The sequence below is a fragment of the Rhizobium sp. NRK18 genome (genome assembly GCF_024385575.1).
In the GTDB taxonomy this organism is placed as follows: Bacteria; Pseudomonadota; Alphaproteobacteria; order Rhizobiales; family Rhizobiaceae; genus JANFMV01.
Genome location: NZ_JANFMV010000001.1, coordinates 3,379,569 through 3,405,172, shown reverse-complemented (window position 1 = coordinate 3,405,172; position 25,604 = coordinate 3,379,569). Strand labels below are relative to the sequence as shown.

27 protein-coding genes and 2 tRNA genes are annotated in these 25,604 nt (G+C 56.9%); 25 read left to right on the top strand and 4 right to left on the bottom strand.

Annotated features, from left to right (window positions below; genetic code table 11):
* Positions 1-183: 183 nt before the first annotated feature.
* The 6 genes from NN662_RS16125 to NN662_RS16100 all read left to right on the top strand — a co-directional run bounded on the left by NN662_RS16125 (position 184) and on the right by NN662_RS16100 (position 6,466).
* Positions 184-618, top strand: coding sequence for a PqqD family protein (locus tag NN662_RS16125; protein ID WP_261931246.1), 435 nt, complete (start codon positions 184-186; stop codon positions 616-618).
* A 2-nt stretch (positions 619-620) separates the two neighbouring features.
* A complete protein-coding gene (locus NN662_RS16120) occupies positions 621-1,697 on the top strand; it encodes a serine kinase (protein ID WP_261931245.1) in 1,077 nt (358 codons plus the stop codon).
* Positions 1,698-2,450: a glycosyltransferase family 2 protein gene (locus tag NN662_RS16115; RefSeq protein WP_261931244.1), complete on the top strand. Its 753-nt coding sequence runs from the start codon at positions 1,698-1,700 to the stop codon at positions 2,448-2,450.
* Entirely contained in the window at positions 2,450-3,136 is a 687-nt protein-coding gene (locus tag NN662_RS16110; RefSeq protein ID WP_261931243.1) for a glycosyltransferase family 2 protein, read from the top strand. Before NN662_RS16115 ends, NN662_RS16110 begins: the two co-directional genes overlap by 1 nt.
* The gene (locus tag NN662_RS16105; protein WP_261931242.1) at positions 3,133-4,617 is read left to right on the top strand and encodes a nucleotidyltransferase family protein; all 1,485 of its coding nucleotides are present in this window, start codon (positions 3,133-3,135) and stop codon (positions 4,615-4,617) included. The genes NN662_RS16110 and NN662_RS16105 overlap by 4 nt, the downstream gene beginning before the upstream one ends.
* 349 nt (positions 4,618-4,966) lie before the next feature.
* Positions 4,967-6,466, top strand: coding sequence for a class I adenylate-forming enzyme family protein (locus NN662_RS16100; RefSeq protein WP_261931241.1), 1,500 nt, complete (start codon positions 4,967-4,969; stop codon positions 6,464-6,466).
* Positions 6,467-6,468: 2 nt separating this feature from the next.
* Here NN662_RS16100 and NN662_RS16095 read toward each other — a convergent pair whose 3' ends face one another.
* Positions 6,469-7,608, bottom strand: a complete 1,140-nt coding sequence (locus tag NN662_RS16095; RefSeq protein WP_261931240.1) for an alpha/beta fold hydrolase — start codon at positions 7,606-7,608, stop codon at positions 6,469-6,471.
* Positions 7,609-7,796: 188 nt separating this feature from the next.
* Here NN662_RS16095 and NN662_RS16090 point away from each other — a divergent pair, with 188 nt between their 5' ends.
* Positions 7,797-8,753, top strand: a complete 957-nt coding sequence (locus NN662_RS16090; RefSeq protein ID WP_261931239.1) for a TAXI family TRAP transporter solute-binding subunit — start codon at positions 7,797-7,799, stop codon at positions 8,751-8,753.
* A complete protein-coding gene (locus NN662_RS16085) occupies positions 8,750-10,672 on the top strand; it encodes a TRAP transporter permease (RefSeq protein WP_261931238.1) in 1,923 nt (640 codons plus the stop codon). The genes NN662_RS16090 and NN662_RS16085 overlap by 4 nt, the downstream gene beginning before the upstream one ends.
* Here NN662_RS16085 and NN662_RS16080 read toward each other — a convergent pair.
* Entirely contained in the window at positions 10,669-10,836 is a 168-nt protein-coding gene (locus tag NN662_RS16080) for a DUF6538 domain-containing protein (protein WP_261931237.1), read from the bottom strand. The genes NN662_RS16085 and NN662_RS16080 overlap by 4 nt on opposite strands.
* A gap of 79 nt (positions 10,837-10,915) precedes the next feature.
* Positions 10,916-10,990: transfer RNA gene (locus tag NN662_RS16075), tRNA-Thr, on the bottom strand.
* A gap of 237 nt (positions 10,991-11,227) precedes the next feature.
* Here NN662_RS16075 and NN662_RS16070 point away from each other — a divergent pair.
* The 17 genes from NN662_RS16070 (at position 11,228) to NN662_RS15990 (ending at position 24,516) form a co-directional block, all read left to right on the top strand.
* Positions 11,228-11,425 carry a hypothetical protein gene (locus NN662_RS16070; protein WP_261931236.1) on the top strand — a complete coding sequence of 66 codons (198 nt, stop codon included), beginning with the start codon at positions 11,228-11,230 and terminating at the stop codon, positions 11,423-11,425.
* A 110-nt stretch (positions 11,426-11,535) separates the two neighbouring features.
* Complete coding sequence (gene murA, locus NN662_RS16065; protein ID WP_261931235.1) at positions 11,536-12,828, top strand: UDP-N-acetylglucosamine 1-carboxyvinyltransferase; 1,293 nt, start codon at positions 11,536-11,538, stop codon at positions 12,826-12,828.
* Between the two features lie 104 nt (positions 12,829-12,932).
* A complete protein-coding gene (locus NN662_RS16060; RefSeq protein WP_261931234.1) occupies positions 12,933-13,373 on the top strand; it encodes a DUF2948 family protein in 441 nt (146 codons plus the stop codon).
* 71 nt (positions 13,374-13,444) lie between these two features.
* Complete coding sequence (gene hisD / locus NN662_RS16055; RefSeq protein WP_261931233.1) at positions 13,445-14,743, top strand: histidinol dehydrogenase; 1,299 nt, start codon at positions 13,445-13,447, stop codon at positions 14,741-14,743.
* A gap of 3 nt (positions 14,744-14,746) precedes the next feature.
* Positions 14,747-15,217, top strand: coding sequence for a UPF0262 family protein (locus NN662_RS16050; RefSeq protein ID WP_261931232.1), 471 nt, complete (start codon positions 14,747-14,749; stop codon positions 15,215-15,217).
* A gap of 5 nt (positions 15,218-15,222) precedes the next feature.
* Positions 15,223-15,696: a low molecular weight phosphatase family protein gene (locus NN662_RS16045; RefSeq protein WP_261931231.1), complete on the top strand. Its 474-nt coding sequence runs from the start codon at positions 15,223-15,225 to the stop codon at positions 15,694-15,696.
* 167 nt (positions 15,697-15,863) lie between these two features.
* On the top strand, positions 15,864-16,082 hold the full coding sequence (infA, locus tag NN662_RS16040; RefSeq protein WP_014327290.1) for a translation initiation factor IF-1: 219 nt from the start codon (positions 15,864-15,866) through the stop codon (positions 16,080-16,082).
* 37 nt (positions 16,083-16,119) lie between these two features.
* Complete coding sequence (locus NN662_RS16035; protein WP_261931230.1) at positions 16,120-16,740, top strand: Maf-like protein; 621 nt, start codon at positions 16,120-16,122, stop codon at positions 16,738-16,740.
* 9 nt (positions 16,741-16,749) lie between these two features.
* Positions 16,750-16,962: a DNA gyrase inhibitor YacG gene (yacG, locus tag NN662_RS16030; protein WP_261931229.1), complete on the top strand. Its 213-nt coding sequence runs from the start codon at positions 16,750-16,752 to the stop codon at positions 16,960-16,962.
* Between the two features lie 161 nt (positions 16,963-17,123).
* Positions 17,124-17,199 (top strand) — tRNA-Phe (locus NN662_RS16025).
* 812 nt (positions 17,200-18,011) lie between these two features.
* Positions 18,012-19,175: an acetyl-CoA carboxylase biotin carboxylase subunit family protein gene (locus NN662_RS16020; protein WP_261931228.1), complete on the top strand. Its 1,164-nt coding sequence runs from the start codon at positions 18,012-18,014 to the stop codon at positions 19,173-19,175.
* Between the two features lie 38 nt (positions 19,176-19,213).
* Positions 19,214-19,528: a hypothetical protein gene (locus NN662_RS16015; RefSeq protein WP_261931227.1), complete on the top strand. Its 315-nt coding sequence runs from the start codon at positions 19,214-19,216 to the stop codon at positions 19,526-19,528.
* A 3-nt stretch (positions 19,529-19,531) separates the two neighbouring features.
* Positions 19,532-19,960, top strand: a complete 429-nt coding sequence (locus tag NN662_RS16010; RefSeq protein ID WP_261931226.1) for a sugar 3,4-ketoisomerase — start codon at positions 19,532-19,534, stop codon at positions 19,958-19,960.
* Complete coding sequence (locus NN662_RS16005; RefSeq protein WP_261931225.1) at positions 19,944-21,044, top strand: DegT/DnrJ/EryC1/StrS family aminotransferase; 1,101 nt, start codon at positions 19,944-19,946, stop codon at positions 21,042-21,044. The genes NN662_RS16010 and NN662_RS16005 overlap by 17 nt, the downstream gene beginning before the upstream one ends.
* Positions 21,045-21,046: 2 nt before the next feature.
* The gene (locus NN662_RS16000) at positions 21,047-22,441 is read left to right on the top strand and encodes a glycosyltransferase family 61 protein (protein ID WP_261931224.1); all 1,395 of its coding nucleotides are present in this window, start codon (positions 21,047-21,049) and stop codon (positions 22,439-22,441) included.
* Positions 22,442-22,457: 16 nt separating this feature from the next.
* The gene (locus NN662_RS15995; RefSeq protein ID WP_261931223.1) at positions 22,458-23,432 is read left to right on the top strand and encodes a hypothetical protein; all 975 of its coding nucleotides are present in this window, start codon (positions 22,458-22,460) and stop codon (positions 23,430-23,432) included.
* Between the two features lie 37 nt (positions 23,433-23,469).
* Positions 23,470-24,516 (top strand): Gfo/Idh/MocA family protein, encoded by a 1,047-nt coding sequence (locus NN662_RS15990; protein ID WP_261931222.1) that lies wholly within the window; start codon positions 23,470-23,472, stop codon positions 24,514-24,516.
* On the opposite strand, the gene NN662_RS15985 is transcribed toward NN662_RS15990, so the two are convergent.
* Complete coding sequence (locus NN662_RS15985; RefSeq protein ID WP_261931221.1) at positions 24,509-25,564, bottom strand: glycosyltransferase family 2 protein; 1,056 nt, start codon at positions 25,562-25,564, stop codon at positions 24,509-24,511. The genes NN662_RS15990 and NN662_RS15985 overlap by 8 nt on opposite strands.
* Between the last annotated feature and the right edge of the window lie 40 nt (positions 25,565-25,604).

The following is a 25,604-nucleotide window of genomic DNA, read 5'->3' as shown; positions in this document are numbered from 1 at the left end:
GGGTGCGCAACCCAAATAGGCATATTGAACTTGCAGGATCTTCTGATAGATCTTGATGATATTGTAAAAATCGAGCTTGCAACTCCTAAATGCAGCGTCTTCATTACGACTTGAATTGACGAGCCACGGGCAGGTCATTTGCATTTTTTGGGAGCCGTGCCTGACTTGGCGGGGAAGAAAATATTGACCCACGACATTGCAGACGAAGTCCTGGTGACGGTCAACGAAGATATTGTTTTCGAAGAGTTCGACGGGGACCTCGTCGTGCTCAATCTGATGACAGGCCGCTACTTCGGCTTGAACGAGCCGGCGAGGATCATCTGGTCGGCCATCAGCAGCGGCTACGGAACGGCAGCCATTGCGCAGGCGTCAGGCGGCAACGGCATCGTCGTGGACGAATTTCTCCGGCGCCTGCGCGATCTCGAGCTGCTGACGGCAGACGCATCGCTGGTACCCCGGCCATCTGACGACATTCTTGTTGGAATGTTGGTCAATGTGACGGCCGCCCCGACTGTCGATGCCTACGATGATCTCGCTGACCTGATCGCTGCCGATCCGATTCACGATACAGAAGAAGAGGCTGGCTGGCCGCACATCAAGCCGGCTGCGAGAGACTGACATTGACGACCGTCGAAGACGAGCTTGACGTTCAGGTCTTAAAGGTCGGCGAGCGCAGCGTGCTGCGTTTCGCCGAATATGCATTCTCGTTTTTCGACAGCGCCTTCGCTCGGTCTCCTGAAGGCTTTTCATTCCGGCTTGCCGACGACACATTCGAGGTCAGGGGACACAATCCGGATTTCATTAACGTCATTCGCAACGGTCTCGCCTGGGAGCCGGCCGGCCATGCCGCTTCGCCATGCCGCATTCTTTTGACGGACCGGACCAATCCCCTGCTGCCGATCGCCCCGGAACTTCTGTCTCCCTACTTTCGCGAGCGGCACGTGGAACGCAGCCTCTCCGGGACGCGCTACAGGATGCATCTTTTTCCGGATATCGGCTTCTGGCAGTTCCATGACCTGGAGGAGGATCGGGCGATTCAGTTCTCCGAAACGCCAGCGGGCTTCCCCGCCTGGGAGCCGGGATCGCCGTTGCGGAACTTTTTATCCTGGCATTTCTCTCGTTCGGGCCGGCGTTTGATACATGCAGGCACGCTGGGCGAAAACGGGGTAGGCATACTGCTTGCCGGCAGTGGAGGCTCGGGAAAGTCGGGCACCGTGCTTTCCGGCCTCTGTGGCGGACTTGAGAGCGTCGGCGATGACTATGTGCTCGCGTCCTCGGACGACGTGATCCGCGCCTACCCGCTCTTCTCGGCGATCAAGCAGGACCCGGCAGGCCTGAAGCGCGTCGGGTTGGAAGAGACCCCGGCGGCATCGGGACCGCTCAACTGGCAGGGAAAGCACCTCATCCCCCTGGCCGGACTGCATCAACCGCAAATGCGCAAATCGATCGAGATCCGGGCAATGTGCCTGCCGAAGATTACCGGTGGTGAGCGCACCGTCATCCGGCCGACCGACGCGAAGCAGGCATTCCTGGCGCTGACCCCGTCGGTCGTAACCCAGGTGCCCGGTGACCGAGACCAGAATTTTGCCTTTTGCGGCACGGTGAGCCGACGGCTGCCGGCTTTCGCAATTGACCTTGGTCGCGATCCGGAAGAGGTTTGCGCTGCGATCACGACATTCATCCGGAGCCTGGCCTGAATGAAGCTCACCGTCATCGTTCCCACCTACAACCGAGCGGCGTTTCTGCCTTACGCATTGAAATCGATCGTCCTGCAGAAGAACGCCGCGGACCTCGACGTGCTGGTGGTCGATGACGGCTCAACGGACGGGACAAGCGATGTCCTTGCCGAAATGTGTGCGGCCGAGCCGTGCATTCGCGTGATCGCGACGGAAAACCGGGGTGTGGCGGCGGCCCGCAATGTCGGGCTGACCAATCTGCTTGACGAAACGGAATTGGTGACATTTCTCGATTCAGACGACCTCATGCCGCAGGGCCGCATCGCCGCTGACATCGTGCATTTTCGCGAGGAACCTGCCATCGACATGACGTACGGACGCATGCTCATCGTCGAAAGTGTAGATTACGATACTATGGCGCCGACCGCAGGATGCCGCAGGGCCGACGTCAGGAGCATTCATCTTGCAAGTGGGCTCTACCGTCGCTCCTTCCTCGATAAGGTCGGACTGGTCGACGAGCGGTTCATACAGGCGGAGGACACCGATTACATATTGCGGCTCTTCGATGCCTTGCCGAACTACAGGCTTACGGAGACATGCTGTCTTTACTACCTTCGTCACGACGGCAACATGACCCGGCGTCACGCGGAATCCCGCAAATATTTCATGCTGGCCTTGCACAAGTCGGTGCAACGCCGCCGCGCCAATCCCCTGCTCGGCGCCAGGAAATTGGAGTTTGACGTCAAGGCTCTCGGAGAGGTGGATATCTACTGATGTGGTCTTACGGCGTAGCCATACCCGCCTTCAATGCAGCGGAGACGATCGGCGAAACGCTGGCCTCGGTGTTGGCGCAGAGCGTGCCGCCGGCCGCGATCGTGGTCGTTGACGATGGCTCGACGGACGAGACGGCGCAGATCGCGCACGGGTTTGGTCCTGCCGTGGAGGTCATCCGTCAGGCCAATAGCGGACCGGGCGCGGCAGCCTCCCTCGCAATGGCCTCGCTTCGCACCGATCTGATTGCGACGGTGGACGCGGACGATCTCTGGCTGGAAGACAAGATGGAGAAGCAGATCGCCGCCATGCAGGCCGATCGCGGAATAGATGCGCTGTTCTGCAGGCAGCGGCAATTCCGCCACGGCGCGACCGACAGGACGGCGGGAGAAGAGCGCGACGGCCTCAATCGGAGCAGCATGCTCATCCATCGCCGGGTCTTCGAGACGGTGGGACGGTTGATTGACCCGCCGGGCAACCGCGGCGATATGGTCGACTGGCTCGCGCGCGCCAGGGAGGCGGGCTTCCGGCTGGAAATGCTTCCCGAAGTTCTTGTCCTGCGGCGGATCATCCCCGGCAGTCTCTCTCATGGCCGGGATATCACGAAGGACAGGGGATATCTGTTGGTTGCGCGGCGGGCGATGGAACGCCGCAAGGCCATGCAGAAGGCGTCGGAAGAGCCGCAATGAGTGACACTGGCAACCGGCCGATGCCGCGCTTTCCGAATGCCGACTGGGCATGGCCGCGTGGAAGCCTCGACCAGCTTCTCCAGGCGGTCCTGCTTCCGGATGGCGGCGTGGCCCTTTCCGTTTTCAGGCTCTGGCTGCAACAGAACGATATCGATCATGTCAGTTTCCGGGAGCATCGCCTGCTTGCCGCGATCGCTGCGCGCTTCGGCAAGGCCTTGAGCGATTGTCCGGAATATCCGCGTCTGGTCGGGCTGCAGCGTATGCTGTGGACGCGCTCGCGCATGGCGCTCAAGGAAACATTGCCGACGCTGGCACGGATGGCCGACAGCGGTCTGCCGGTGATGCTGATCAAGGGCGCAAGCCGTATCGCCATCAACCCCGTCGATCAGAAGGCCCGCATATCGCACGATGTCGATATCATGGTGCCCAGGGAGGACCTGAGGCGTGCCGTGGGTCTTCTGAAGGCCGATGGTTGGGAATCCGCCTCCGGCCATAGCATGACCCTTGTGATGGCGCGGGCCGATTGGATCCGCTCTGCGAATTTCATGCTCGGCCATTTCGGCGATATCGACCTGCACGGCTTCGCCTTCCATTCTCAGAATGCCGACCCCGTACAGGACGAGGCGATCTGGTCTCATGCCCTCAAGGCAGACTTCTTTGGCGTTCCGGTTCTCGTCCCGGATGCCGCCGACCGTCTGGCGATCGCGCTCGCCCATGGCGGTCTGGACGCACACACGCACAGTGACTGGCTGGTCGATTGCGCGGCCGCGATCCGCGATGGTGCGGTCGATTGGACGCGGTTTCTGGAGATTGTTGCCGTGCGCCGGCTGACGGTCGTCGCCGAGGTTGCCTTTACCTACCTTGCGCAAAGAATGGAGGTTTCCATTCCCGCCCATGTGCTGGAGAGGTTGGCGTCAACCGGCGGCAGGCATTCCCTGTCGCGCTATTCGGCCCTGCTTCAGGTCAAGCCGCGTTCGGACTGGGGGCGCATGTCAGCCTTTGCCAGGGGCGTGGCAAAGCAGCTGCGGCTTCGCTCCGATCGGCGCCAAGTCGCGAGTACGTTTCCGAGAATCCCGAGGGGACGCCTTGCATGGCGTGGCATGCCGTCACCTGTGGAAGCCGCCGCGGATGTCACCACCGGCCTGTCGGTCGTAAACATTCCAGCCGGTGGCGGCTGGTTCGATCTGGTTGCGGAGATCGATGTGGAGGCCCCGGCGGTGCGCAGGCGCATGGAACTGGAGCTCAATTCCGCCACCCGGCACGTCGTTCGCCTGCGCGCCAGAAAATGGCGTCGATCGGAAGGATGGCTTAGAATTCGCTTTGCCGGAACCGTGTGGCTTGCGCCGGACGACGGCGAACTCACCCTTGAGTCCCGCCCCGGCAAATTCCTGCGGCAGGGCGAGACCGGACCCCTGGCCGACCGCTACCGCGCGTTGCCATTCGTTGTACGCCGTTTTGGGCTGACATTCGTCATGGATTGATTGGCAACTATGGAAATCGTTGCGTTGAATTTTGAATTCAACTCCTAAGCCCGCAAATTGAAGTAGAGAGGTTTGCTGTCTAGCTATTGCAGGGGCTGTATTGGGCATTCACCAGATCATCTAAAAAGCGGCGTCAGCTCTGACTGCAGTAGATATGATCGATGACGCTCCCTCAATGGAACGTGCAGTCGTAACCAGAACTCTTTTGTCCAGCCTTTCGTCGATATCTGTGCCCTTGAATTCGTCATACAGGTAACGCTGGAGCGCATTGATTATTGGTCAGATGGACGAGGATTTCACTTTGGTCTAGTGTCGTTGGCTTCTATTCCCGCCAATTCGAAGGTCCCCTATGCGACTGCAGAGCAGCACAAATCTCGCCGATGTTTTTTACGCTCTCGCTTCGCGTTATCAAGACCGGATCGCAATAACATCTGCGGGGAGGCAACTGTCTTTCGCAGGATTGACAGAGGAAGCTGCCCGATGGGGCAGGACATTGAGTCAAGAAGGCCTGGGGCCCGGCGACCAGATTGGAATCGCACTTCGCGACGGTCTGGAAACGATCGTTGCAATTCTCGCTACCTGGATGATCGATGCTGTTGCCGTTCCAATTGACTTTAGGACGCGCGGTGAGGAGCGGACGCGCTTGATGTCCGAATTCGATCTTAAGATCGTCGTGGAAGACAGGCGCCATCTGGCGGCCGATTATCAATCAATTTTATGCGACAAGGATTGGGCCGCGAGAGTGGCGAAGCAGTCTTCAACTCCTTTGGAAAGAAATTCTGATCAAAGTTATCCTGCGTTTATCTCGCTGACCTCAGGGACAACCGGTCGGCCGATCGGCATTGTTATGGGGCATCGAACTCTTTTGCTGCGGTCACTTGGTTATGGCCTGGAAACAAACTATCCCGCCGATGGCGCATTCCTGAATGCTTATCCACTTTCTTTTTCCGCATCGCGCAATCACACCCTCGGACAGCTTTTGCGTGGCGCTACAGTTCATTTCCACCCGCCCATATTCAGTCCGGGTGAATTGATCGAAAACGTCAATCGGATCGGTGCGACATTCCTGTTTGCAGTTCCGGCGACCGTCACGGCCATGCTTGGGGTAGCTAATACGACCAATGTGCCCGTGATGCCGAGTTTGCAAGTGCTATATTGTGGTGGGTCAGGAATGCTGCCAGATGAAAAACGAAGGGCTATTCAGGAACTCAGCCCTGGATTCCTGCACTGCTTTTCTTCAAGCATATCGGGCACCTGCTCCGTATTGTCCGGTCAGGATGTGCTAACGCACAGTCATACGGATGGCCGCGTGCTTCCTTCTGTGAGATTGGAGGTCGTGGATGAAGAAGATCGAGTCATGCCACCTGGTGAGGTTGGATCGATGAGGGTGCGAAGCCATGGAATGGCGGAAGGACTCTACCACAACACCGTACGCGACACCGGCGACAAACTAAGAGATGGTTGGGCATATACGGGAGATCTTGCCCGCCTCTCTGGAGATGGCTTTCTTTCCGTCGTTGGACGAACAACGGATTTGATTATCCGAAGCGGCGCCAACGTTCATCCCGCAGAGGTAGAGTATGTCCTTTCCGGCATGGATGGAATTCGGGAGGTGGCTGTCACTGGATTTTCCGTTGGGTCTGGGAATGAAGAGATTGCCGCTTTTGTGGTTTGCGATCCGGAACTGTCTCAGGGGGCACTTGAAGCCCATTGCCGAGTGCAGCTTGCCCCGGACAAGCGACCGAGGCATTTTATTTTTGTCGATACTCTTCCCCGCAACGCGAATGGTAAGTTGCTGCGCCGCGATCTTCGTGAGCGATTGGAAAAAGATATGCGCTCGGCGGATTGAAATCAGGGCGCTTGAAGGATTGCATCCATTCGAGCGGCAACCTCTTTCGCATTCGCATCGCCAATGTCGCCATGCTTGCGCGCAACAATCTCTATCGTCCGATTTGGAATAAGGCGATCCCAGATGGATCCTGGCGATTTTATCCTGCCCTCCCGTTGTTCAGACGCAAGAACATGAACGTGGCCATGATAGGTTGAAGGCCAAATGAACCGATAGGCAGCAATCAGCCATACGCGTGGTGCCAACTTGAGCTTAAGGTGTTGATATCGAGCCAGATCGCCGCGTCGAGCTATGTGCAATTTCCAGTGTTCCTGAATGTAATATGCAATGAAGCGTAAGGTCATTAGCAATGCGTCTCTGAGCCGGTCGAATAGATTGTTCTCGCCTTCCCCCAGAGGTCCATAATTAAGCCGGTACAGGATCTTCGGTGCGATCGCCTCAGGATTGCTCTCAACTTTGCGAAGAGCCTTGTGACGGTCGAGCAATCGTTCAGGGACCCGTGGATCCAGCAGCACAATGCCCGCGATATCTCTCTCCAGTGCCTGCAGCTGCCTCGCCATTTCAATTGCGATCACCCCGCCGACACAAAATGCAGCCAAGCGGACCGGTCCCACGGGATAATCGCGCTCAATCTGGGCCACATAGGCCTCGGCAACGTCACGTATCGTCCGAGGAGACTTTTGGCCACCATCGAGGCCCGGCAATTCGAACATCACCAGCTTCGTGCTCTCACTCAGGCCAGAGTAAAATTGTGGCCTTGGCGCCGTATAGCCACCACGTCCGTGAACAACGAAAATGACCTTTTTGTCTGCGCTAGTGTCCGCTTCAACAGTTTGACCACCCGCCAGAAAGTTCGAAATCAACCGGGGTGTGGGGCACTCGAACAATTTGGACATCGGAAATTCGCGGCCGGCCAGACGTTGGATTTCCATGCTTATCTGTTCGCCCATCAGGGAGTCGCCACCGAGATCGTAGAAATCGTCATCCATTCCTACCGGGGCAACCCTCGAGATATCGGAGATGATCTTGCAGACCAAGCGATCAACTTCGGTTTCGGGTTCCGAGTAAGCATTTGGCAGCAACAGTTCCGAACGGCTTGCCACGGATGCACGGCCAGGAGAGGAGATAACTTCGGATGCCATTTATTCAATCTCCCACATGTTAGCTGGTCCGTAGAAAAGCGTGATCAGAAAACAATGACACGCTTATATTTTTGCAGGGGCAGGACGCAATATGGACTTACGAATTTGCCTATAATAGACGTCAAATAGAAGTTGACGTGAGGCGTAAATGCCAAAAATTTCTTAATGGATAGATCAGGAAAAGTCGGATGATTTCACGTTTTGTCTGCGCTTTGATGGTTGCATCAATAGCATATGTAAACAGTGCTTGGGCAGAGCCTGTTACAATAGCAAGTGCTGGTCAAGGTTCTTCCACGTATAATTTCGCTGTCGCCATCAGTAAAGCCGTCAGTGAATACGCTGGCGATGTTGATCTGAGGCCGCAACCTTATGATAGCACCAGTCAGGCGAGTACATTCGTCAACGGTGGTCAGGTAGATTTTGGTTTGGAGAATGCGATCGCCATTCGGCAGGCCATGCTCGGGGAGGGGCGCTTCAAGGATCACAAATTGTCGGATCTGCGGCTCGTGGCGCGTCTGGTGCCACTCAGAATGACGCTGGCGGTTCGGGCGGACAGTGGCATCAAATCCCTCGCTGACTTAAGGGGCAAAAGGTTACCTGCCGGCTTTCCACAGGCCGTTACGGGGGAGGCGCTTATTACCGCTATGCTGTCAACGGGTGGACTTGGGTACGGCGACGTGCAGTCTGTACAGGTCGCCAATTTTACAGCAATGGCGGAAGCGTTCGTCGATGGGGATTTGGACGCCTTCATTCACGTAATCGGCACTCCACGCGATGAGCAGGTCTCGCGCGACGTCAACGGAATCCGACCATTACAGTTGGGGTCAACTAATAGTGCGCGCAGTGGCGTGAAGATGGTTTTGCCAGTAGCGGACCTTTATCTCCTTCAGCCCCAGCCTGGCTTGACGACGATCAGCGAAGCCACTGAAATCCTTCAATACGACTATTTCGTATACACAAATGCTGGAGAGTCCGAGGCCAATGTTATGGCTCTGCTAAACTCGCTTTATGATGGCAAGGCGACGATGGTACAGTCTGTCGCCAGTCTCAATTGGTTTCAGCCGGAAGACATGTATCTCGACATAGGTCTCCCCTATCATCCCGCTGCAGAAAAGTTTTACCGTGAGCACGGTATGCTGCAGTGAAGCGCGACAGTACGCCAGCGCAGAAGGGCGTTCGCGCTTATCACCCCCTTCCTGCGCTTTCGACTGCCGCCGGTGTCGTTCTCGGATTGCTGCCCTGCATATGGGCGGTTGATCCCTTTGGGGTGGTGCGTGCTGGGCTGGTCGAGGATCAGTTTCTTGCCGTCGAACTGTCCACCGCTTTTGCATTCCTGTTCTGGTCCATAGCGGAAACTGCGTCTTCTTTTGCCTACCGTGCCACTTTTTTCGCGGCAGGCCTCGTCTCCGTGGGGTTGGGCATATTTCTTTTCGGCTATTTCGGTAGCGAAGATGCGCTCTTCATTGCACCGACCGTAACACTCGTCGCGGTATCTTTGGCCGTTACGCTTCTATCTGTTGTCGGCACACGGCTCTCTAGTGGACGCGCGATGACGCTTTTTTTGATCGGAGTCCTCGCCTCTGGTTATGCGGCTCAATATTTCCCTTCGCCTTTCGATGCTCCGAGTATCGGTCTTGACCGGTACCTGGTTTATCTCGTTTTCGGTGGAAACGGGCTTATAGGCAGAGCTTTAGACGTCATCGCCGGTACCGTCGTCATCTATATGCTTTTTGGTGCGGCATACGACGTCTCGGGTGGAACGGAGGCGATTGATCGACTGGCAAGGCGATTGTCAAGCCGAGGAAACGGTGTGGCGATCCGTGCCACGGTGGTTTCCTCAGGTCTGTTTGGAATGGTTTCCGGGAGTGCGACGTCGAATGTGCTAACATCGGGAGCATTCACCATCCCTGCAATGCAGCGCCTTGGCTTGTCAGCGAACATGGCAGGTGGAATTGAGGCTGTCTCCTCGACGATGGGGCAGGTGACGCCGCCGATCATGGGGGCTGCGGCGTTTCTCATGGCAGATCTTACCGGTTTGTCCTATGGACAGATTGCTTTAGCTGCTGCGATCCCCTCCTTCATTTGCTACGCGGTGATGTTCCAGCAAGCGGGATGGATGGCACGTAGGCTGGAGCGGAATCCGGGAAGTTCGTCGGCACTGTTGGAAGAGGATTCGCTCCAGAGCGCTAACGCACGACTCCATATTACTGATTTGTGGCATGTGCTTCCCTTGGCAGTCATAGTGCTGCTGATGCTTGGCGGCGATAGAATGACGGAGGTGGCCGGCATCAGCGGGATTTGTGCGGCGCTTTTAAGTGGTCTCTGCCTGCACGGGCCAAAGGCACTTGCAGCAAGAATTTCTGCATCTTGGCAAAATTTCTGCAAGTCAACAGCAACGCTTGTCGTTGCTGGATCCGCGCTTGGAGTGGTGGTCGGAATTCTGGGTATGACGGGCTTGGACGTCCATCTTACTCTGGCTATCCGTGAAGTTGGCCAGGCAAGCCTGCTTCTTTCGCTGCTGCTGACGGCCTGTGCGTCACTTCTGCTTGGGGCCGCGATGGCAACCACAGGCGTTTATATTATCGTTGGCACACTTTTGGCCCCGGGATTGGTAGCCTTGGGCGTACAGCCGATTGCCGCACATATGTTTGTTTTCTATTATGGAATAGTGTCAATGGTCACGCCTCCCGTTGCGTTCGCGGCGCTGGCGGCAAGCGGCATATCCGGCGCTTCCTTCGTTGGGACTGCTTGGGCGGCTATGCGATACGGATGGATAATTTATGCAGTTCCGTTCGCCTTTGTTTATGCGCCGGAATTGCTCCTTGAAGGGGCGGCGACGGCTATTCTGGCTCGCATTGTTGCGTCGCTGGTGGTGATCGCTGCCTTCGGACGTCTCATTCAGGAGCCGGGTAGACGATTCTTTTACGCAGCGATTGCGTTTTTCGTCGGGATAGCGGCCTTCATCAGCGCTGGTGACGAAGACATCCTTTCAGTCATACTCACAGCCGCCGCCTTTCTGATGGTCTTCCTATCCTGCAGATCCGGCTCAAAGATGGTCCTCTAATCTGCTTCGTAAGCCGCCGATTCACCGGTGAATAATCTCGTGTGCAGCGAAAGTTTTACTTCCTTGCCTCTGAAGGCATCGACAAGGTTGATCGGAACGCGCTTGCGGAAATAGTAAACGCCGGACTTCGGATGTTTCCAAGGGGTAGCCATTCTGAGGCTCATGTGTACCACCTCTGTGTGCAACAAAGGAAGGTCAAAGCCCTGAATACGCAGCAAATAATTGATTTTCTTGGGAGAAAAATGGTGCTGCTAGAGAGATTTGAACTCTCGGCCTCTCCCTTACCAAGGGAGTGCTCTACCCCTGAGCTATAGCAGCTGACTGTGAAGCAGATTGCTTCGTTCCTTGCGGACGGGGCGGCTATTGCCACAGGTTTCGGGTGAGCGCAAGCCGCAATTTGTGCTTTGGGGGACAATTTTCGTTGTGGCGGTCACTTTCGGCAATCCTGATGTGACGTCTTTTGCCTGGCCGAATAATTCGCTAGAACGTCGCCAGGATAGGCGGTCCGGCCCCGGCGGCGCGGGCCTTGGGATTGGCAAATGAGGACGAAGCTTGGTGTCTTCGAAAAACGCAAAAAATGATGGAAAACCTGTGAAGACGGCGGCCGAGCGGGCGGCGGATGCGCGTAAGGCGCGCGCGGCGGCCAAGCTCAGGGAAAACCTGATGCGTCGGAAGACCCAGGCGCGCTCGCGCCGGGCGGGCGATGCCGACGAGACGGACGGGCTTCCCGCCGTAAAATCGGACGAATCGTGACGGACAACCGTGCCGCTTTCAATTGAATGCGCGGACTTAATCATCTAAAGACCCATCCCAATCTTTATGAATTAGGAAAGGCGGGCGCGAGAAACGGCCCGTAGGTTTACATGGATCGCATCAGGATCATCGGCGGCAATCCGCTCAATGGAATTATTCCGATCTCGGGCGCCAAGAACGCTGCGCTGCCGCTGATGATCGCCTCGTTGCTGACCAGCGATACGCTGACGCTCGAGAATGTCCCGCATCTCGCCGACGTCGAGCAGCTGATGCGCATTCTCGGCAATCATGGCGTCGACATAGCCGTCAACGGCCGCCGCGAAAGCCAGGGGGAGACATATTCCCGCACCATCCATTTCACCTGCCGCACCGTCGTCGACACGACCGCGCCCTACGATCTGGTCTCCAAGATGCGTGCCAGCTTCTGGGTGATCGGCCCGCTGCTCGCCCGTGAGGGTCAGGCCCGGGTTTCGCTGCCGGGCGGCTGCGCCATCGGCACACGGCCGGTCGATCTCTTCATCGAGGGCCTGACGGCGCTTGGCGCGGAAATGGAAATCGACGGCGGCTACATCAACGCCAAGGCGCCGAAGGGCGGTCTGGTCGGCACCCGCTACACCTTCCCGAAGGTATCGGTCGGTGCGACCCATGTGATGATGATGGCCGCGGCGCTGGCGCGCGGCACGACGGTGATCGGCAATGCGGCCCGCGAGCCGGAGGTCGTCGACCTCGCCAACTGCCTGAATGCCATGGGCGCCAAGATTTCCGGCCACGGCACCTCGACGATCACGATCGAGGGCGTCACTTCGCTCTCCGGCGCGCGCCACCGCGTCCTGCCCGACCGCATCGAGACGGGCACCTATGCCATGGCCGTTGCGATGACGGGCGGCGACGTTACGCTGGAAGGCACAAACGCGCATCTTCTCGATACCGCGCTTGAAGCCATCCGCCGCGCCGGCGCCGAAGTCACCGAGACGGCATCGGGCATTCGCGTGGTCCGCAACGGCGGGGGCATCAAGCCGGTCGACGTGGTGACCGATCCCTATCCGGGTTTCCCGACCGACCTGCAGGCGCAGTTCATGGGCCTGATGACGCGGTCCTCCGGCGTCTCGCACATCACCGAGACCATCTTCGAAAACCGCTTCATGCACGTCCAGGAACTCGCCCGTCTCGGCGCGCGGATTTCGCTCTCCGGCCAGACCGCGAAGATCGAGGGCGTCCAGAAGCTGCGCGGTGCGCCGGTCATGGCGACCGATCTGCGTGCTTCGGTGTCGCTGGTCATCGCCGGCCTTGCGGCCGAAGGCGAGACCACCGTCAGCCGCGTCTATCACCTCGATCGCGGCTTCGAGCGGCTGGAGGAAAAGCTGACCAATTGCGGCGCCACCGTCGAGCGGGTCAGCGACTGATCCGCCGCCACATTTCCACCTCTTGCCGCCTCCTGCTGTTGCGGTTTGCGCCGCAGCATCCTATGTGCTTCGCTAACGGTAAGTGACACGATGGAAACCTTGCAATGAGCGAATTGAAGCTTCTGGCACTGGATGAGGACGACCTGAAGGTCATCTCCGCCTGCATGCAGGATGCGGTGTTCAAGATCGGCGACATGTCCTTCGAGGCGAAGGCTGGGCAGTTCACGCTGGCCGCCAACCGTTTCGTCTGGGAAGAAGAGACGAAGAGGCGCAAGACGCACGAGCGCCGTCGCGCCGCGCTGGTCTTCAAGCGGGTCAGCGCCGTCCGGTCGATCGGCTTCAGCCGCAAGGATCGCGATGGAGTGCTTTCGCTCCTCGCCATCCGCTATGAGCGGGACGGCGAGGGGCCGGAAGGCTGGATCGAACTGACGCTTGCCGGCGGCGGTTCGATCATGCTGCAGGTCGAAGTGCTGGAGGCCCAGCTCGCCGATATCGGCGGCGCCTGGGAAACCGCGCACAAGCCCTTCCATCCGGAAGCCGGCTGAGGCACGGTTCCCTTTGACCGGGACCATTGGGGGAATGGCCGCCTTGCGGCCGGACATGAAAGGAAGACGACGTGGCAATCTGGCTTGAGGGCTCGGCGGCGGATTTCGAGGCGCGGTTCGCAGCCTTCCTGACGACGAAGCGCGAGGTCTCGCAGGACGTCAACGATATCGTTGCGCGCATCATCGCGGACGTCCAGGCGCGCGGCGACGCGGCGCTGGCCGAATACACCTCCCGCTTCGATGGTGTTGACGTGACCGCTGTCGGACTTGCCGTCTCCGCCGCCGAAATCGACAAGGCTTACGCAGACGTCGAACCGGCCGTCATCGGGGCCCTGACGCTCGCTGCCGAACGCATCGAGAAGCATCACAGCCGCCAATTGCCGAAGGACGATCTCTACGAGGACGCACTGGGTGTCGGCCTCGGCTCGCGCTGGACGGCGATCGAGGCCGTCGGTCTCTACGTCCCCGGCGGTACGGCTAGCTATCCGAGTTCGGTGCTGATGAATGCCATTCCGGCCAAGGTCGCCGGTGTCGAGCGCATCGTCATGGTCGTTCCGGCGAATGGCGGCAAGCTCAATCCCGCCGTTCTCGCCGCCGCCCGCATTGCGGGCGTCTCGGAGATATACCGCATTGGCGGTGCGCAGGCCGTGGCCGCACTCGCCTATGGCACCGAGACTATCCGTCCCGTCGCCAAGATCACCGGCCCCGGCAATGCCTTTGTGGCTGCCGCCAAGCGCCAGGTGTTCGGGACGGTCGGCATCGACATGATTGCCGGCCCTTCGGAAGTGCTGGTCATCGCCGACCGCAACAATAATCCCGACTGGATCGCCGCCGATCTTCTCGCCCAGGCGGAACATGATGCCGGCGCCCAGTCGATCCTGATGACGGATGACACCGCCTTCGGCAAGGCGGTCGAAGACGCGGTCGAGCGGCAGCTGAAGACCCTGTCGCGTGGCGAGACCGCGGCGGCCAGCTGGCGCGATTTCGGCGCCATCATCATCGTCGATACGCTTGATCAGTCGCTGCCGCTTGCCAACCGCATTGCCGCCGAACATCTGGAACTCGCCGTCGATGATCCGGACGCTCTGCTGCCGGGCATCCGCAATGCCGGCGCCATCTTCGTCGGCCGTCATACCCCGGAGGTCATCGGCGATTACGTCGGCGGCTCAAACCACGTCCTGCCGACAGCGCGTTCGGCCCGCTTCTCCTCCGGCCTGTCGGTTCTCGACTACATGAAGCGCACGTCGATCCTGCGCCTGGGACCGGAGCAGCTTCGCGCGCTTGGTCCCGCCGCCATCACGCTCGCCGAATGCGAGGGGCTCGACGCGCACGCCCGCTCGGTCGGCATCCGCCTCAACCTGGAGAGCTAGGCGATGGCGGGGGAGAAAAGGCTTTGCGATGTCACGTTGGACGAAAGCATCGGCCGCTCCACCCCCGATGTCGAGCACGAACGCGCCGTCGCCATCTTCGACCTGATCGAGGAAAACAGCTTCCATCCCGTTGGCCATGCGGGCGGCCCGTACAAGCTTAACCTGTCGCTGGTCGACGCCAAGCTGGTCTTCGACATCAAGACGGAAGCTGGCGATCCCGTGGCGACCCATATCCTGTCGCTGACGCCGTTCCGGCGGATCGTGAAGGACTATTTCATGATCTGCGAAAGCTATTACGAGGCGATCCGCTCCTCGACGCCGAGCCAGATCGAGGCGATCGACATGGGCCGCCGCGGCATCCACAATGACGGCTCGCAGACCCTGATGGATCGCCTGAAAGGCAAGATCGAGATCGATTTCGATACCGCTCGCCGGCTGTTCACCCTCGTCTGTGTGCTCTACTGGCGGGGATGACGGGCATGGCAGACCCGTCCGACGCCAAAGAGAACAGCCGGGCGCCGGGCGCGATCCTCTTCATGTGCGGCATGAACTCGATCCGCTCGCCGATGGCCGAAGCCATTGCCCGTTCGCTGCTGCCGCGCGGCACCTACATCGCCTCGGCTGGCGTGCGCACCGGCAAGCGCGACCCCTTCGTCGATGCCGTTCTCGAGGAAATCGGCCTCACGCTCGGCCGCCGCCAGCCGCAGACGCTGGAAGAGCTGGAAGACGACTATTTCGACCTCGTCATCACGCTGGCGCCGGAGGCCCATCATGCGGCACTCGAACTGACGCGCGCCAATGCCGTCGACGTCATGTACTGGCCGACGCTCGATCCGACGCTTGCGACCGGCACCCGCGAGCAGATCCTCTCGGCCTATCGCGACGTTCGCGACCACCTGACCCGTCAGATCAAGGCCCATCTCTCAACGGGCCGTGCGGCGGATCTCGCCTGAGGCGTGGGACAGGTTGGTCTCCCGGCGGTGCGTTGCGCGCAAAAAACAAAGTTCACCGTTTATTCCATCAAAATGGTTCACAAATGAACGGCGAGGGTGTAGTTTCCGCCGCAATTTCCGGAGGCTGCCGCTTCCGGTTCTTTTCAAGACAGGAAGAATACCACTAGATGGCTAAAGAAGAAGTCCTCGAATTTCCCGGTGTCGTCACCGAACTTCTGCCGAACGCGACCTTCCGCGTGAAGCTGGAGAACGACCACGAAATCATCGCCCACACGGCGGGCCGCATGCGCAAGAACCGGATCCGCGTTCTGGCCGGCGACAAGGTCCTCGTCGAGATGACGCCTTACGATCTGACCAAGGGCCGGATCACCTACCGCTTCAAGTAACCGGTTTCCGGTTTCCTCCTTCCGAAAAAGGGGCTCCATGGCGCTCAGGGAAAAGCTCATTCTGGCCTCCGGCTCGCCGCGTCGCGTCGACCTGCTTGCGCAGGTTGGGGTCACGCCCGATCGCCTGCTGCCGATGAACATCGACGAGACGCCGGAGAAGGGCGAGCATCCGCGCTCTCTGGCCAAGCGGCTGGCCGCCGAAAAGGCGTCGGCTGCCCATAAGGCCGTGAAGAGCGATCCGGAACTGCAGGGAAGCTACATCCTTTCCGCCGACACGGTGGTGGCCGTCGGCCGGCGCATCCTGCCGAAGGCGGAGACGGCCGGCGAGGCGACGAGCTGCCTGCATCTGTTGTCGGGACGCGCCCACTGGGTGTTCACCGGCATCTGCCTTGTCACGCCGGGCAATGCCAGCCGGATCAAGGTTGTCGAGACGAAGGTGCGCTTCAAGCGTCTCTCGGCACGTGAGATCGACGCCTATCTCGCCTCCGGCCAATGGAAGGGCAAGGCGGGCGGCTATGCCATTCAGGGGATTGCTGGCAGCTTCGTGCAGAAGCTGGTCGGTTCCTATTCCAGCGTCGTCGGCCTGCCGCTCCTCGAAACGGTGCAGCTGCTTTCCGGCGAGGGTTACGACGTGCAACACACATGGTTGAACGGATAGACTGAACTCATGCCGCGCGATGAAATAAAGGTGGGCGCCAAGGTGGAGCCCTTGAGAAAGACGCGACCGTGCCCCGAATGCGGGCGCTCGTCGTCCCGTGAAAACTATCCCTTCTGCTCGGACCGCTGCCGCAACATCGATCTCAATCGCTGGCTGAGCGGCTCCTACGCCATACCGGTCGCGGAGGATGAGGCGAAGGCGGACGGAAGCGACGAAGACTGACCGGATTTGCGCCCGTTTTTCTTGTGAATTCAGTTATTTGAAATTCTTGTCAAAAAAGTTTTGTTTGACGCTGGACATGGGCGAGCAAGATGCTATAACCCCGCTCGCTTCCGGGGCACACCAACTGCCCGACGCGCCAGACGGCAGGAAGCGACAAGGTTGCCCAGGTAGCTCAGTTGGTAGAGCAGCGGATTGAAAATCCGCGTGTCACTGGTTCGATTCCGGTCCTGGGCACCACTCCAAGCTTCAGCTGTACTTGATCTTCTCCATTTTTCCCGCTTTCTGGTTCGCAACCGTTTGCGCCGCGGCATCCTCGATCTTGCGCGAGCGTTGGGACGGGGGCAGCCGGATCTCTGCGGAGCTTCGAGGCTTGCTTTGGGAGAGCTTGAACTGTCGCAGTGACGATGATGGCAGGGGCCGGCTTGGGCATGAGGTTGCCCACCGTTCCGATGATGGCGAGAGAGTTCTCGTGTCAGATGACCGGATCCTTAGGCCGGCCAGGGAGCCCCGCCAACACGCCTCAAGGATAAAAATGCCTTCGGTGAGGCGTGGCCGTTTCCCATGTTGCAGAGCGGAGGTTTGGCATGGCGGCCTGTACCGGAGATGATCATCAGCCTCGATCGCGTCTGGGACGTCGCCCGCATCGTTGTTTCCTCAGGGAAAGGCGACATGCCCCGTGTTTCCTTTGCTCGCTGAATGCGGCCGTTCCTTGAAAGCCAGAAGAAGGGGGCTGGTCTACGGCATGGTGGGGCGTGAGGATTCGAAAAATGATGTGGACAGACGGGTTTGATGGCCCCGCAAGAAGAAGCGGGTTTCCTCGCGCGGTTTTGCGAAGGCTTTATAGAGCAAGTCCAAGAAGGTCGCATCGACAGGCCGCTCAGAGAAGCAGATCGTCAGGGCACACCAAGACTTACCATTGATTTTGCACGCATTGCGATTGGCAAACTGAACTGCTAGCAAACCGCCACTTGTGTACGGTCATCGGCGCTCGTCTCGTATGAGTCGGGAGCTTGTAGTGCGGTAAAATGATGAAGGCGGGGATAAAGCCTATGAAGGCGCTGCTGATCGGAAGCAGTTTCAGTGCAATGCCCATGTTAATGGCGCTGAAGGCAAGAGGCCTCACTGTAACGACGATAGGCAAGTTCGGCGATGATCCATGCCACAAATTTGCCGATGATGTCATTCTCGAAGATTATTCGGACGGTGCCACTCTTTACAGGATATGCAAGGATGGCAATTACGATTTCATAGTTCCGACCTCTAACGACTATTCATACCTTGCCGCAGCGTTCGTTGCAGACAAGATGGGTTTCCCGGGGTTTGACAATCCGGAAACCACTCAAATTTTGCATGTCAAAAACAAGTTCCGAGATTTTTGCAATCAAATCGGCGTGCCTGTTCCCCAAACCTATGGCAGCCTGAGCGCTGACCAACCATTCCGGTTGCCGGAGTTCGCCGGTCGGGCGCTCGTAAAGCCTGTCGACAGTTTTAGCGGAAGAGGTGTCAGTCTCGTGGCCAGTGCCGAAGAGGCGATGTCGGCGGCCGCGCACGCATTCACTGTGTCCAGGACGAGTTCCGCGGTTGTTGAGCAATTTGTGGACGGCGCGCTGCATAGTCATACCGCATTCATCGCGGACGGCGAGGTGATCTGGCATGATTTTGTGGATGAGTTCTGCGAGGTGTACCCCTACCAGGTTGACAGATCCACTTATCCCTCGCTTTTGGACGGGCGCAAACGTTCGGCGGTACACCAAGCAATAAGCAAGATCGTATCCGCTCTTCATTTGCAAACCGGCTTGCTGCACACACAATTTATCGCTTCCGAGAGGGACTTCTGGATCATTGAATGCATGCGACGCTGCCCGGGCGACCTTTATGGGCATCAGTTCAAATTTTCTTTCGGCTTCAATTATGAAGCAGCGTATGTTGCGGGCTTTCTTGGAGAGGTCGCCCAGTTCCCAGAGGTTCAGGGCCATTTGACCGCCGTGGAACGATGCGTCATCTCCACAGATGTCGAAAGTCCGTTTTTTGCAGCAGGTTTGCGAACCGGTGGCAGGGAACTGCGGTATGTTCCGCTGAAGGAAAGCGGCCAGAAACTGGGCGCGGCGCCGTTCGACAAGGCGGGTATTGCGTTTCTTACGGGAGACGCTGCACATCTCAAGACCGGCATGAGTGCCGATACGATATTTCTTGCCGGCTATGACGGATTTTGATCCGCCAAAATATATTTGAATTCATATGGGATGACATAATGAATGAGTTTGAAGGCAGCTGGAGCAGCCGTGAACGCGACGAGGCTGTCCGGTTTTGCCTAGATTTCCAGGCGGCTCCCCAGGAGAGACGCTTTGCTCTTGGACGGAATGTCTATTCTCGAGCGATCGTCGACAGGATCAAGATTGCGGCGCTTGTTGACGATTTTACGAGTGACCGTGAAATTGCCGGTGTGCCGATTATTCGCGCCACGGACTTGCCTGATGTCCACTCTGGCTGCAAGGCGCTCTTTAAGCTTTGCATCGAGTTCATCGACGCAACTGTGATGTGTTTGGTTCGGTACAGGGAGGCGTAAAAAGTGCCTGTAGAAGATTGCCGCATTTTAGACCTGCCGATTTTTGCCGATGCACGCGGCGACCTCGTCGTGGTCGAGGGTCATGAGCACGTGCCCTTTGACATCAAGCGCGTGTATTACCTCTGCGACGTGCCGGCCGGTTCCGTCAGGGGAGGGCACGCGCACAAGCAGCTGGTGCAATTGCTCATCGCCGTCAGCGGCGGTTTCGACATCACCTTGGATGATGGGCGCAATCGCAAACGGGTAAGGCTCGACAATCCGCAGCAAGGGCTTTTGATTTGCCCGATGATCTGGCGCGAGATTGACAATTTTTCGCAGGGGTCGGTCTGCCTGGTGCTGGCGTCCCTGCATTATGACGAAGCCGACTATTATCGCGACTACGACGAATTCATCGCTTCGGCAAAGGATAGAGCCCATGATCCCCTTTCTTGATCTCGGCGCGGCCTACAGGGAGCTGGAAGCGGAGATCAATGACTCCGTCAAACGGGTCCTGCAAAGCGGCTGGTACATTCTCGGGGAGGAGGTCGAGGCCTTCGAAAGCGAGTTCGCGGTCTATTGCAATGCAGCGCATGCCGTCGGCGTCGCCAATGGTCTGGATGCCCTGATTCTGTCCCTGCGTGCGGTCGGCATATCCCCGGGCGATGAGGTGATTGTCCCTTCCAACACATTCATCGCCACGTGGCTGGCCGTTTCGGCGGTCGGCGCAGTCCCAGTCGCCGTCGAACCTGATCCGCTGACACACAACATCGATCCGACGCGGATTCAGACGGCCATCAGCCCACGAACGAAAGCAATTATTGCGGTCCACCTATACGGCCAGCCGGCGGACCTGGATGCCATTTTGGATGTCGCGCGGCGCCATAAGCTGTTTCTGATCGAAGACGCGGCGCAAGCGCAAGGTGCCCGCTACAAGGGGCAGAGGATCGGCGCGCATGCCGATGCCGTTTGCTGGAGCTTCTACCCTGCCAAGAACCTTGGTGCGATGGGAGACGGTGGCGCCGTCACGACAAACAGCAGCGATGTCGCCGATGCGATCCGCATGCTGCGCAACTACGGCTCGCGCGAGAAATATAAAAATGACGTCAAAGGCCTGAACAGCAGGCTCGACCCCATACAGGCGGCGATCCTGCGTGTGAAGCTTTCATGCCTGGATGAGTGGAACGGGCGCCGCAAGGCGATTGCCAAGCTATATCTCGAACAACTGGCTGGCCTCGACCTGATCCTGCCTGCGGTACCGGATTGGGCCGACCCCGTTTGGCACCTGTTCGTCGTCCGGGTGCGAGAGCGGGAACGTTTGCAGGAGCGGCTTGCCGGCATGGGTGTATCCACGCAGATCCATTATCCGCTCGCTCCATTTCAGCAAAAAGCATATGCGGAACAGGCCCATGCATATACCGGGCTTGAGATCGCCGAGCGCCTTGCCGCTGAAGTTCTCAGTTTGCCGATCGGCCCGCACCAGGCGATCGAAGACACCAAGGCAGTTTTGAATTCCATTCGGAAGGCTGCGGAGTTGTAACCATGTTTAAAGCTGGTATTCCGTTATATCCCTTTTTGAGAACGAGTGAATATAAGTTGCGGCGTATTCTGTCTTCGCGCAATTATAGACTGTTGCCAATTTCAGAATTATTCGCTGATGATAATAAAAATGAGATTTTTACTCCTGAAAAATGGAGGGTAGAAGATGCATATTTTTTTGGGTCGAAAGAAAAAATTGATGAGATAATCAGCTCGGATGATTTTGTCTCCCCTAAGATTTTTTTCGGTACTGTTGAAGATGTCGAGGTGATGGGCTGGACGGATTTTGTTTTCCGAAATGATGTCGCCTACTATCCAGACGCAGCCAATCCCGCGGACGATATGTTTGTGGCCGAATTAGAGGGCCGTGCTCGTCTCTCAGGAAGTAAAAAAAAGATAAATATTCACGGTAGATCAGAACCTATACACTCTAAGCGCGCAGTATCATTGTTGGGACAGAGTTCAACAAACTATGCGCATTGGGTAACTGAGGCGTTGCCGAGGCTGATGCTATTGAAGGAAAAAATCGATACGAAGGAATGGGACGTTATAATAGATTATGATCTTCACCAAAATCACCTATCCGCTTTTGCTTCATTGGGTGTTGAGTTTAATAAGATCATTTTCGTGAAGTCTTGGCAGAGAGTTAAGGTGAAGGAGCTGTTGTACATTTCTTCGCCGGCATATACTCCGGCCGATAGTCGTATCCGCTTCCAGACTGGCGCCTTTCCGCAGCCTCAAAATCGAACCACATTTTGCCCCCCGCTGCTTCGCGGGTTGTCGTCACTGTTTCGAGAGCGAACTGGGCGTTTTGATGAACCTGCAAGGGTGAGGGAGATCATACGTCGCCAGGAAATCCTAGGTAGGCGTCAGGAGTGGTCGAGTTCGTCGCATATCGCCCGTGGTCGCCAGATGTCTGGGCAGATTTCAGGAGTTGAAGGACGCTCCTTGAATCCAGGCAGGAGGGGAGGGGCAAATCCTCGGCGGCTATTTCTGATGCGCCCATCTGATAGTCATAATGGCCGACAATGTGAAAATTTTTCGGCGCTTATACCTATTCTGGATGAGTACGGATTCTGTAAGGTCAATATTTCATCTTTGATGTTTGATGAGCAGGTGGCATTGATGCAGAATGCTGAATGTATAATTTCACCTATTGGTGCCACTTTGGCCAATCTGGTTTTCGCTCCTCGTAAGACCAGCGCCGTGATATTGGCGCCGATATATAAGAATGCGGATTTTTCTTATTTTCGTCATTTGATGTCTGCTCTTGATCACAAGGTCGCCTTTGTGTTGGGGGAGCAGATACCGTCTCCTAATCGCACTCAACTCACCAGGAATTACAAGATCGAGCCGGCTTGTTTGAGGGATGCGTTAGCAAAATTATTAGAGAATTAAAGGGAGGGTTGATCCAATGAATTTAGGCAAAGGAAGAAATCTGATCATCCACATTGGCAGCCCGAAGACCGGAACAAAGGGAGTTCAGGAGTGTATTTTAGAAAACTCGATTTATTTAATGAAGAATTTTGAGATATATTATCCATTTGAGCATGTTTTGCAGAGTGATCGTTCCTACAGGCCCGCGAACGGCTCTTTTTTATTGCCGGAGCATTTTAGTAGGCCATATGTAAATAATTATTTATTTAATTGTTTCTCTAAGTCAAAAAACATTTTGCTCTCTGAAGAGGTTTTGTTTGTTGATTATAATTCATCGTCATTATGTTTTTTGAATAACAACAAGATAGATTATAATATTTCGGTAGTTTGCTATCTTAGGGATGCGGCTAGCTACATTTGTTCTTTGTGGGCGGAATTCAATAAGTTTGAAAATGGAATGGATGTCGGTTCATTCGATGAATTTATGAGGGGCAATGTTTTATTCCGAAGCATAGGTGCGCTTCTAAGGTTGGTCGACCGAAATCCAGATTTTAATTTCTATTTTAGGCCTTATCCCGGCATTCGCGATGGCGGGGATGTGGTGAAAGATTTTCTGACACTTTTGAATGTCGAAATTGGGGGTGACGGAAAGAATAGAGAGCGAGCGAATTTATCCCTTTCGCGTAAGGTTGCCGACATAAGGCAACTACAGCTTCGCAACAACTGGCAATATTCACCGTCGCTAAACAGTCTGACGCTTCCCGCTATCGCTGCAGAAATCGAGAGTGGAGATGACCGTTCCGTAATCGAGACGCTCCCCGATGAGATGATAGAAAAACTGTGTCTCGAACATGCGCCTTATCTGAACCATTTGCTGAAGATTTCCGGAATAGATTATTTCGATTTTTCAAATGTATTTCCGAGCTGTTACGGTAAAGAGCGGCCCCCATACAGAGAAATTGACGTCTCAGAGTATGGTAAAATTCAAAAGTTGTTGAAAGAGGGCCTTTAGCAATTTGATCACAGATAAGACATATGAGAGCTGCGCCATGAAAAGCAGAATCATCCTCTCCGGACCGGGCCTTATCGGGCGACGACATGTGGAGTTGGTCGAGGAAAGGCCTGACTGCACGCTGGTAGGGATCGTCGCGCCTGATCGGCCGGAACATGTCAACTTCGCGCAAGATATCGGTGCTGCGTTCTTTTCCGATCTTTCCGAGGCTTTCGATGCGGTTGAGGCCGACGGTGTCATCATCAGTTCCCCAAACCGGTTTCACAGTGAGCAGGCATTGCTCTGCCTTGAAAGGGGAGTGCCCGCACTTGTTGAAAAGCCGGTCGCCGACAGTCTCGAAAGTGCAAGGGTTCTCGCGGAGGCCGTGGAAGAGAGCGGCGTTCCCATTCTCGTCGGCCATCATCGGACCTACAGTCCCTTGATCGAGGTGCTGCTCGACTATGTCAATTCGGAACGATTTGGACGTCTGGTCGCATTGCAGGGTTCGGCACTGTTCTTCAAGCCCGATCATTATTTCGAGGACGGTCCGTGGCGAATGCTAAAGGGTGGCGGTCCCATCCTCATCAACATGATCCACGAGATCGGCCTCATGCGAACATTTGCCGGCGAAATACGGTCGGTTCAGGCCGTCGCCAGCAACAGTCAGCGGCATTTTGAGGTCGAGGATACCGTTGCCATCGCGCTTGAGTTCGAGAGCGGTGCATTGGGCACATTTCTCCTGTCGGACGCGGCGGCGAGTTCGAAGAGCTGGGAGATGACGGCCGGTGAGAACCCCGCCTATCCGTTCTTTCCGGACGAGGCCTGCTATCATCTCGCTGGCACCATGGGGTCGATCGATTTTCCCAGCATGACCGTGCGCTCCTATCCGGATGCCGCGGATCGCTCATGGTGGAAGCCGTTTGAACTGGGCCGGAAGTCCATCCAGCGAGCCGATCCGCTCGAGAGGCAGCTGTCCCATTTCCTTGATGTGATCCGTCAGGAGGCAGCGCCAAGGGTGTCGGCATATGACGGCCTTCAAAACATGCGGGTCCTGCAGGCGATCTACGATGCGATTGAGACCAGGAGCTCGGTTTTGGTCAGCTAGGCGTGGAGATGCCGGCACCGGGCTTCAAATACAGCCTGGCGATCGCCAGCCTCGCGCGAAGCCGAAGAGACCAGGGGTGCTCGCGACAGCTCGCAAACGTTTGCAGAAAGGTCCTGTCGCCGCGCCTTCGTGCCTTCCGGATGGCAAGCCGGTCGGTGGTGTCGATCAGGCCTCTTGCATTCCTGTCTCCCAGGTACGCCTTGCTCAGGCGGTCAGCCTGAAGAAGGTCTTCGTGGTCGACGAAGACAACGCCATCCCAGGCAAAGTTTTGCCAGTAACGTTCTGGAACGAGGCCGGAGACGACCTCGATGATTGAGCGGAATTGCCGCATCGGATTGCGATGGATATTGTTGGAATGCAGCCTGTAATGCCAGGAGCTGTTCTCGTCAAAGAAGAACCGGTTTCCTCGATCGCGAAGGTGATCGAGCAGGCGGAGAACGAAAGCGTAGTCGTCCGCAATCATCCCCGAGTCGAACCCGCCCATATCTTCGATGGTCTGCCGGCGTATGACGCATCCTTGTACAAAGATCCGGGACACCCGCCGATAAAGATGGAGCCGGCAAAGGGTTTCGGGATCCGAGCTGCGTAGACCTTCAAGCAGGTTCCTGTCGTAAATTTCGGGCGGGGAGGCCGCTTGCCCGGACAGTAGAAACCGCAGCTTTGGAATGACGACATCTGCTCGCGGTTCGGTGTCCAGATGTGTCACAATGCGGTGCAAGCTGTAGTCTTCGGCCAGGAGATCATCACCAGACATGAAGAGAATATAGTCTGACGCAGAGGCATCTATGAGCTTTTGCGTGTTGACCGCAGGATTTCCCGAATTCTGTTGGTTGACGATCAGGTTCACATGCCGACTTGAAGCGCAAATATCTCGCACGACGTCTGCGGTGCGGTCTATCGATTTGTCGTCCAGGACCAAAATCTCCAAATCCGGAAAATTCTGAGCCTGAATGCTGCGGATACAATCAGCGATATAATGCTCGTGATTATAAGTCAGTACGATTGCTGTGACCTTGTTTTGATGGTCGGACCGCTTGTGGTTGCTCATGCCTGTTCCGCAAGCCTTTCCTGCATATGCTTTCTAACCA

Bases quoted from the DNA above. Each gene is read 5' to 3' on its own strand.
- NN662_RS15990 (WP_261931222.1), top strand. From the start codon at position 23,470: ATGAAAAGCAGAATCATCCTCTCCGGACCGGGCCTTATCGGGCGACGA.
- NN662_RS16045 (WP_261931231.1), top strand. From the start codon at position 15,223: ATGGCAGACCCGTCCGACGCCAAAGAGAACAGCCGGGCGCCGGGCGCG.
- NN662_RS16060 (WP_261931234.1), top strand. From the start codon at position 12,933: ATGAGCGAATTGAAGCTTCTGGCACTGGATGAGGACGACCTGAAGGTC.
- yacG (WP_261931229.1), top strand. From the start codon at position 16,750: ATGCCGCGCGATGAAATAAAGGTGGGCGCCAAGGTGGAGCCCTTGAGA.
- NN662_RS16000 (WP_261931224.1), top strand. From the start codon at position 21,047: ATGTTTAAAGCTGGTATTCCGTTATATCCCTTTTTGAGAACGAGTGAA.
- NN662_RS16005 (WP_261931225.1), top strand. From the start codon at position 19,944: ATGATCCCCTTTCTTGATCTCGGCGCGGCCTACAGGGAGCTGGAAGCG.
- NN662_RS16110 (WP_261931243.1), top strand. From the start codon at position 2,450: ATGTGGTCTTACGGCGTAGCCATACCCGCCTTCAATGCAGCGGAGACG.
- NN662_RS16115 (WP_261931244.1), top strand. From the start codon at position 1,698: ATGAAGCTCACCGTCATCGTTCCCACCTACAACCGAGCGGCGTTTCTG.
- NN662_RS16105 (WP_261931242.1), top strand. From the start codon at position 3,133: ATGAGTGACACTGGCAACCGGCCGATGCCGCGCTTTCCGAATGCCGAC.
- murA (WP_261931235.1), top strand. From the start codon at position 11,536: ATGGATCGCATCAGGATCATCGGCGGCAATCCGCTCAATGGAATTATT.
- NN662_RS16015 (WP_261931227.1), top strand. From the start codon at position 19,214: ATGAATGAGTTTGAAGGCAGCTGGAGCAGCCGTGAACGCGACGAGGCT.
- NN662_RS16100 (WP_261931241.1), top strand. From the start codon at position 4,967: ATGCGACTGCAGAGCAGCACAAATCTCGCCGATGTTTTTTACGCTCTC.
- NN662_RS15985 (WP_261931221.1), bottom strand. From the start codon at position 25,564: ATGAGCAACCACAAGCGGTCCGACCATCAAAACAAGGTCACAGCAATC.
- NN662_RS16020 (WP_261931228.1), top strand. From the start codon at position 18,012: ATGAAGGCGCTGCTGATCGGAAGCAGTTTCAGTGCAATGCCCATGTTA.
- NN662_RS16035 (WP_261931230.1), top strand. From the start codon at position 16,120: ATGGCGCTCAGGGAAAAGCTCATTCTGGCCTCCGGCTCGCCGCGTCGC.
- NN662_RS16080 (WP_261931237.1), bottom strand. From the start codon at position 10,836: ATGAGCCTCAGAATGGCTACCCCTTGGAAACATCCGAAGTCCGGCGTT.
- NN662_RS16050 (WP_261931232.1), top strand. From the start codon at position 14,747: ATGGCGGGGGAGAAAAGGCTTTGCGATGTCACGTTGGACGAAAGCATC.
- NN662_RS15995 (WP_261931223.1), top strand. From the start codon at position 22,458: ATGAATTTAGGCAAAGGAAGAAATCTGATCATCCACATTGGCAGCCCG.
- NN662_RS16090 (WP_261931239.1), top strand. From the start codon at position 7,797: ATGATTTCACGTTTTGTCTGCGCTTTGATGGTTGCATCAATAGCATAT.
- NN662_RS16095 (WP_261931240.1), bottom strand. From the start codon at position 7,608: ATGGCATCCGAAGTTATCTCCTCTCCTGGCCGTGCATCCGTGGCAAGC.
- infA (WP_014327290.1), top strand. From the start codon at position 15,864: ATGGCTAAAGAAGAAGTCCTCGAATTTCCCGGTGTCGTCACCGAACTT.